The sequence below is a fragment of the Nocardia wallacei genome, assembly GCF_029869545.1.
Lineage (GTDB): Bacteria > Actinomycetota > Actinomycetes > Mycobacteriales > Mycobacteriaceae > Nocardia > Nocardia wallacei_A.
In genome coordinates this window covers 1-6,644 of sequence record NZ_JARWQD010000112.1, presented here as the reverse complement: position 1 = coordinate 6,644, position 6,644 = coordinate 1, and the positions used below count along the sequence as shown (strand labels likewise).

The 6,644-nt window shown below is 70.7% G+C and carries 7 protein-coding genes; 3 read left to right on the top strand and 4 right to left on the bottom strand.

The annotated features are described in order from the left end of the window. Positions 1–177 precede the first annotated feature (177 nt). Positions 178–537: an FKBP-type peptidyl-prolyl cis-trans isomerase gene (locus QH290_RS08285; protein ID WP_280265994.1), complete on the bottom strand. Its 360-nt coding sequence runs from the start codon at positions 535–537 to the stop codon at positions 178–180. A 134-nt stretch (positions 538–671) separates the two neighbouring features. Here QH290_RS08285 and QH290_RS08280 point away from each other — a divergent pair, with 134 nt between their 5' ends. Together QH290_RS08280 and QH290_RS08275 are read left to right on the top strand one after the other, a co-directional pair. Next, entirely contained in the window at positions 672–1,475 is an 804-nt protein-coding gene (locus tag QH290_RS08280) for a TrmH family RNA methyltransferase (protein WP_280382455.1), read from the top strand. After that, positions 1,472–1,762: a DUF2537 domain-containing protein gene (locus QH290_RS08275; RefSeq protein ID WP_280265996.1), complete on the top strand. Its 291-nt coding sequence runs from the start codon at positions 1,472–1,474 to the stop codon at positions 1,760–1,762. Before QH290_RS08280 ends, QH290_RS08275 begins: the two co-directional genes overlap by 4 nt. A 6-nt stretch (positions 1,763–1,768) precedes the next feature. Here the strand turns inward: QH290_RS08275 and QH290_RS08270 are convergent, their stop codons facing one another. From QH290_RS08270 to serC, 3 genes are all read right to left on the bottom strand, one after another. After that, on the bottom strand, positions 1,769–2,503 hold the full coding sequence (locus QH290_RS08270) for a DUF6928 family protein (protein ID WP_280382454.1): 735 nt from the start codon (positions 2,501–2,503) through the stop codon (positions 1,769–1,771). A 559-nt stretch (positions 2,504–3,062) separates the two neighbouring features. Beyond that, complete coding sequence (gene sepH, locus QH290_RS08265) at positions 3,063–4,175, bottom strand: septation protein SepH (protein WP_280382453.1); 1,113 nt, start codon at positions 4,173–4,175, stop codon at positions 3,063–3,065. Positions 4,176–4,340: 165 nt separating this feature from the next. Next, positions 4,341–5,465: a phosphoserine transaminase gene (gene serC, locus QH290_RS08260; protein ID WP_280265999.1), complete on the bottom strand. Its 1,125-nt coding sequence runs from the start codon at positions 5,463–5,465 to the stop codon at positions 4,341–4,343. Positions 5,466–5,639: 174 nt separating this feature from the next. Between serC and QH290_RS08255 the strand changes: the two genes are divergently transcribed. Then, positions 5,640–6,461, top strand: a complete 822-nt coding sequence (locus QH290_RS08255) for a hypothetical protein (RefSeq protein ID WP_280382452.1) — start codon at positions 5,640–5,642, stop codon at positions 6,459–6,461. The last annotated feature ends 183 nt before the right edge of the window (positions 6,462–6,644 follow it).

Below are 6,644 nucleotides of genomic sequence, written 5' to 3'. Positions count from 1 at the left end.
GCGCGCCGGGCGGGGCCGGGGGGTGCCCGCCCGCCCCTGCTGCCCTTCCCCAACCTCACCCCGCCCCCGCCCACCCCGCTCCCCGCGTCCCCCGTCCGCAGCAGCAATCAGCAGTCGGCGATCGCGACGAATCTCAGCGACCCCGTGGAAATCGTGCGGGACTAGCTCGCCGGAGAATCAGCCGGCGTTCAGCAGGTCGATGATGAAGACCAGCGTCTTACCCGACAGCTGGTGCCCCGCACCCTCGGGACCGTAGGCGAGCTCCGGCGGAATGGTGAGCTGTCGGCGGCCGCCGACCTTCATCCCCGGAATGCCCTCCTGCCAGCCCTGAATGAGGCCGCGCAGCGGGAACGTGAGCGATTCACCGCGATTCCACGAGGAGTCGAATTCCTCGCCCGTGTCGTACTCGACGCCCACGTAGTGCACCTCGACCGTGCCACCGGGCACCGCCTCGGGACCGTCGCCCTCGACGATGTCCTTCACGACCAGCTCAGTGGGTGCGGGACCCTCCTGGAACTCGACTTCGGGCTTGGTCATGCATCCTCTTCCGTTCGATGGATAAGCCGACACACAGTGTTCACCATAGTGGCCGCGCCGAAACCACCCGGTCATTCGAACCGCGTCACACTCGCCGGAATCGGCCCGTCGCGAGCAGGGCATGATGGATGCCCGTGGCCGTAGTGATCGACATCGACGACCCCGCCGATCCCCGGGTCGACGACTTCCGGGACCTCAACTCCGCGGACCGGCGGCCGGATCTGCCGGGTCGCAAGGGCCTGGTGATCGCGGAGGGCGTGGTCGTGGTGCAGCGCATGCTGGCCTCGCGGTTTCCCCCGTTCGCGCTGCTGGGTGTGGACCGGCGGTACGACGCGCTGGCCGCGGACCTGGCCGGGGTGGACGTGCCCTACTACCGGACCACTGCGGAGGTGATGGCCCAGGTGGTCGGCTTCCATCTCAATCGCGGGGTGCTGGCGGCGGCCCGGCGGCCCCCGGCGCTGTCGGTCGACGAGGCGCTGGCGGGTGCCCGCACCGTGGCCGTGCTGGAGGGCGTCAACGATCACGAGAACATCGGCTCGATCTTCCGGAACGCGGCGGGGCTGGGCGCCGGCGCGATACTGTTCGGCGACCGCTGTGCCGATCCGCTGTACCGGCGCGCGGTGCGGGTGTCGATGGGACACGTGCTGCGGGTGCCGTTCGCGCACCTGCCGCACTGGCCCGATGGGCTGGAGTCGTTGCGCGCCAAGGGTTTCCAGGTCATCGCGCTCACCCCGGACCCGGCCGCGGCGAACCTGGCCGCCGCGACGACCGGGGACCGGGTGGCGCTGCTGCTCGGCGCCGAGGGACCGGGGCTCACCGAGGAGGCGATGCGCGCCGCCGATGTCCGCGCCCGCATCCCGATGACGCCCGGCACCGATTCACTGAACGTGGCCACCGCCGCGGCACTGGCCTTCTACGAAAGGGTCCGCATCTCGTGAACAACCCGCACGGATCCGGCTCCGAACCGACGCCGTGGGCGGCCGGGCTGGCCGTCGCGAGCTTCGTCGCGGTGCTCACCGCCGCCGGGGTGTTCTCCTTCGGCAGCGCGCTGGCCCACGTGCACTGGCTGCTCGCGGTCGCGGTCAACGTGATCGCGGTGGGCGGTGCGACGCCCACCCTGTGGCGCTGGCGCCACACCCCGGTGACGCGGTGGGTGCTGGGCGGGATCGGCGCCGGAGTTCTCCTCGGCTGGCTCACCCTGCTGATCGCCGCGGTCTCCTCCTAGCCCACGTCAGGACACCCGGTCGCGGCCGCGCAACCAGCCGAACCAGCGTCTTCCGTTGTGCTCCGGGGCTTTCGGCTCCTCCGGGACGATCGGCGGCGGCGCCTCGCCCTTCGGATAGAGGCTGAAGCCGCAGACCGCGACGTCGGTCGGTTTGAGCGCATCCTCGCGGGTCGCCTCGCGATAGCGGAATCCGAGCCATTCGAGATTCGCCTCGTCGGCGAAGGCGGGCGGGTCGAACGGCAGGATCTGCGGGTCGGGCAGCTCACCGGGCTGCAGTTGGACCGGATGCTCGCCCGCCCAGAAGGGCCGCTCCCACACCAGCGGCAGGCCCTCGTCCTCGAGGATGCTGACCCGGGTGGCGCTGAACGCGCGGCGGAATTCGCCACGCTCCCAATGCGCGAACGCGCCCCAGCCGTGCGGAATGTCGTAGGAGACGAGGTAGGTCTGCTCGGAGGCCAGCGGCCGCACCAGCAACTCCGACAGCTGCGTCGGATGGCTGAGCGAGGCCTGCGTGGTACACACCACCGTGACTCCGGGGTAGCAGCCGATGTAGATCGAGCCGGGATCCGGCCCGGCCCACACCTTCAGCGTGCCCGATGCCGCCGGCACCACGTCGCGTTCGGGATTGAGCTGCTTGGCCAGTGCCAACGCCGCCTCGGGATCCGGATCGGGGTGTTCGCGGAGCACCGCCACCGGATCGGGGTCGTCGACGTACCAGAGGGACGAAGCTGTAGATGGCACTTCCGACACCTCCCGATCCTCGTACGAGTAAGCATAGCTACTCTCGAGCAAACCTCGGGAACCGGACACCGCCCCGACTCCCCGACCTGCCCGCTGCCCACCCGGAACGCACCGGGGGCATACGAAAAATCTACTCCCCCAACGCCCGAAAACGCCGCGCTTCGCATCCCCCGCCCGCGTGTCAACCACCCTCCCCAAGTTTCGAAGGTTCTTCCGAGCATGCAAGGGCCCATGTTCCCGACGCGCACAGCAAGGCCCTACGTCCCCGGCGCACGCAGCAGCAAGGCCCATGTTCCCGACGCGCGCAACAAAGCCCCAGTTCCGGCGTGCGCAACAAGGCCCATGTCCCCGGCGCGCTCAGCAAGGCCCATGTCCCCGGCGTGCACAACAAAGCCCCAGTTCCGGCGCGCGCAACAAGGCCCATGTCCCCGGCGCGTGCAACAAGGCCCTTGTTCCCGGCGTGCGCAACAAAGCCCCAGTTCCGGCGTGCGCAACAGGTCCTTGTTCCCGGCGTGCGCAGCAAGCCCTTGTTCCCGGCGTGCTTTTGGCCGGGAAATCCTCAGTGGCCGGAGCTGCGGACGCCTAGGAGGACGTCTTCCCAGGATGGCATGGGGGCCTTGCCGCCGCGCTTGGAGCGGGACTTCTGCCCGGCCGGCTTCGCGTTGGCGGGCTTACCGGACTGCGCCGTGCGCTCGGTCGGCGCGCTGGCGGCGGGCGCGGCCGGGGCGGCGGGCTCGGCGGGCGGCGTCGGCGCCGAATGCGGCGGTGCGGTAGGGGAATTCGCGGCCGGGGCCGCCGTGGCGGTGCCCGGTCCGGCGGGCGGCGAGGCCGGGGTGGCCTTGGGCGCGGGCTGCGACGGCGCCGGTGCGGTGGTGCCCGTCGCGGCGACCGGAATCGCCGTGCCGCCGACCGCCGCACGCTGCTCGAAGTATTCGGGCTCGCCCGCCTCGGCGGCGATCGGGGCCGATTCGTGCGCGGCGGGGGCCGGATCCTCCGGCGCGGGCTCGGGCGAGGCGGCCACGACGGCATCGACCGGAGCCGGCTCGTCGGCCGACTCGGGCAGGATGGTGGCCAGGCCGCGCAGCGCCCGCCCGAAGTCGGGATCGATCAGATCGGTGGCGGGATCGTCGAGCGGGGTCACCGAGCCGCCGTGGGCGTCGGGCTGGAAGCGCCAGTGCGCGGCGATCACCGAACGGCCCGCCTGCCACTGCAATTGGGCCACCCAGTGGCCCTTCTCGTCCTTCCAGGCGTCCCATTCGGCGATATCGCTGTTGTGGCCGCGCTCGGCGAAGGCGGCGGTCACGACGTCGAGCAGCGTTTCGACGGCCGGACCGTCCTTGCGGACCGGATGCGCGCGCTGAGCCAGTTCGGCCGCGCGGGCCCGCTCCAGCAGCACCGGGTAGGCGAACCGCTCCACCCGGGAGGTCGGCATGCCCGACTCCTCGGTGACCTGTTCGACGGAGGCACCCGCACGAATACGGGCCTGGATATCGCGAGGACGCATCGTAGCTTCCATTTCGATCTCTATCTGGCCGAATCGGGCAAGGTCGCCGCGGGCGGCGGCACGCAGTTTCTCGTCGGCGGCAAGCCGGTACTTCACGCCGGTCTCGGTGTCGACACACACGATGTGCGCGGAATCGGGCGTCAATCCGATCACTCGAAGTTCACGCACCGTTACCTCCTTATCGCTGCGTCGATCACAGCCAGGCTCGCCACACCGCCCACGTTCTGGAACAGTAGTGCACTTCTGAGATTCATGTGGCAAGACACGCGCGCGGAAATCTGTGTCCGGAGTCCCGCGCGCGCTAGTCTGCTCTATTCACTTCTTAGCGTGTTCTCAGCCGATCCGCTCGACAACCCAGTCGATGCAGCGGGTCAGCTGGGAGACGTCCTCGGGGTCGATGGCCGGGAACATGCCGACGCGCAACTGGTTGCGGCCCAGCTTGCGGTACGGCTCGGTATCGACGATTCCGTTGGCGCGCAACACCTTCGCAACCTGCGCGGCGTCCACCGACTCGGCGAAGTCGACGGTGCCCACGACCTGCGAGCGGTGCGCCGGATCGGCGACGAACGGGGTGGCGAACTCGCTCGACTCGGCCCACGAGTACAGCCGCGAGGAGGAATCGAGGGTGCGCTTGACGGTCCAGTCCAGGCCGCCGTTGTTGTTCATCCACTCGATCTGGTCGGCGAACAGCAGCAGCGTGGCCAGCGCCGGGGTGTTGTACGTCTGATCCTTGACGCTGTTGTCGACGGCGATCGGCAGGGACAGGAACTCGGGGGTGAACCGGCCCGAATCCTTGATCTCCGCAACGCGTTCGAGGGCCTTGGGGCTCATCAGCGCGACCCACAGCCCGCCGTCGGAGGCGAAACATTTCTGCGGCGCGAAGTAGTAGACGTCGGCGTCGGTGATGGTGACCGGCAGCCCGCCCGCGCCCGAGGTGGCGTCGATGGCGATCAGCGCGTGCTCCGAACCGGCCGGGCGCTGCACGGGAACCGCGACGCCGGTGGACGTTTCGTTGTGCGCCCAGGCGATCACGTCGGCGGTGGGATCCGACACCGGCTCCGGCGCGGTGCCCGGGTCGGTGGAGACCACGATCGGGTCCTCGACGAAGGGGTTCTTCTTCGCCACCGCGGCGAATTTCGAGCTGAACTCGCCGTAGGTCAGATGCAGCGAGCGCTCCCGGATCAGGCCGAAGGCGGCCGCATCCCAGAACGCAGTGGTGCCGCCGTTGCCGAGGACGACCTCGTATCCCTCCGGCAGCGAGAACAGGTCGCGCAGGCCGGAGCGCACGCGGGCCACCACATCCTTGACCGGCTTCTGGCGGTGGCTGGTGCCCATCACCGAGGCGCCGACCTCGACTAGGGAGCGCAGCTGCTCGGGCCGGACTTTGGACGGGCCGCAGCCGAACCGTCCGTCGGCGGGCTTGAGATCGTCGGGGATGGTCGGGAACGCAGCGGTCATGGCCACCAGCCTAAAGGCTGGCCCCGGGCCCGAATGCGGGTGGGTCACCGCTCCCGCCGCCCCGATGCCGTACTGATTCGCACGCCCGTACTACCGTGGCGCACGCCACAATGCGGCTACCGTGGGGCCCATGAACGAGGGCACCGAGCGAACCCCGGGCACAGCGAGTTCGGCATGAGCACGACCGCGTACAACGGGCGCGACATCGCGATCGCGCGAACGGCACCGGACGCGGCCGTGGGCAACGGCCTGGCGAGTTCCGCGCCGCGGGCGGACCGGCCCGAGCCCACCCGGGCGAGCGGGACGGCAGCGTCGCGGGCGGACCGGGCCGAGCCCTCGCGATCAGGCGGGGCCGCCGTGCGGCGGGCGGGGCTGGTCCGGCGACTGTCGGCGCGGCTCGAATCGCATGGGTTCACCTTCCGTGGCGGCGCTCTGTCGGCGACGGCCCGGCGCGAGTTGCTGATTCGCGGGCTGCCCGGCTCGGCCACCGTGCTCGGGGTGCGGCCGCGGCGCACCGAACCCGGACACCGGTTCTGGGTGCGGGTGCAGGCCGAGGGGCAGCACCCGTACGAGACGCGGGTGCGCCAGCGGGTCAGCGAGGCCGATCTGGAGCTGATGCAGCCCGGCGATGTGGTCGGCTGCCGGATCGATCCCGGCGACCGCGACCGGGTGGTGCTGTATGTCCCCAGCTCCGAGGAGGCGACCCGGGTCAGCATCGCGAAGATCCTCGCCGACGGCCGCCGCGCGGACGCGACGGTACTGGCCGCCACCCCCGTGGCCGCCGACTACAGCGGCCGCGACGATCCGGTCCTGCGGCTGGACCTGGAGCTGCGCGCGTGGGACGAGCCGCGGCCGTGGTGGGTGCGCATCGTGCAGCCGGTGCCGCTGTCGGCCATCCAATTGGTCGACCTGGGAAGGCATTTGGAGGTCGCCTTCTTCACGGTCGACCGGGGAGAATCCGTCGCCGTGGACTGGGAAGCATCGTCGGAGGTCTGATTCTCCCCGCCATTTCCGGCACGCTTTCGGCCGGAATCCTCATGCCCCCGGGGAGGGGCCCCCCCCAAAACACCCCGGCCCCATTGGCAAACCCCGGGGGCCCCGCAAAACTTCCCCCCGGCCGGCGGCCGCGCCCCCCGCGGAGCCCCGCAGTCCCACCATCGCCACCGGCGTCTCGCCGAG

Bases quoted from the DNA above. Each gene is read 5' to 3' on its own strand.
- QH290_RS08285 (WP_280265994.1), bottom strand. From the start codon at position 537: ATGACCAAGCCCGAAGTCGAGTTCCAGGAGGGTCCCGCACCCACTGAG.
- serC (WP_280265999.1), bottom strand. From the start codon at position 5,465: ATGACCGCTGCGTTCCCGACCATCCCCGACGATCTCAAGCCCGCCGAC.
- QH290_RS08255 (WP_280382452.1), top strand. From the start codon at position 5,640: ATGAGCACGACCGCGTACAACGGGCGCGACATCGCGATCGCGCGAACG.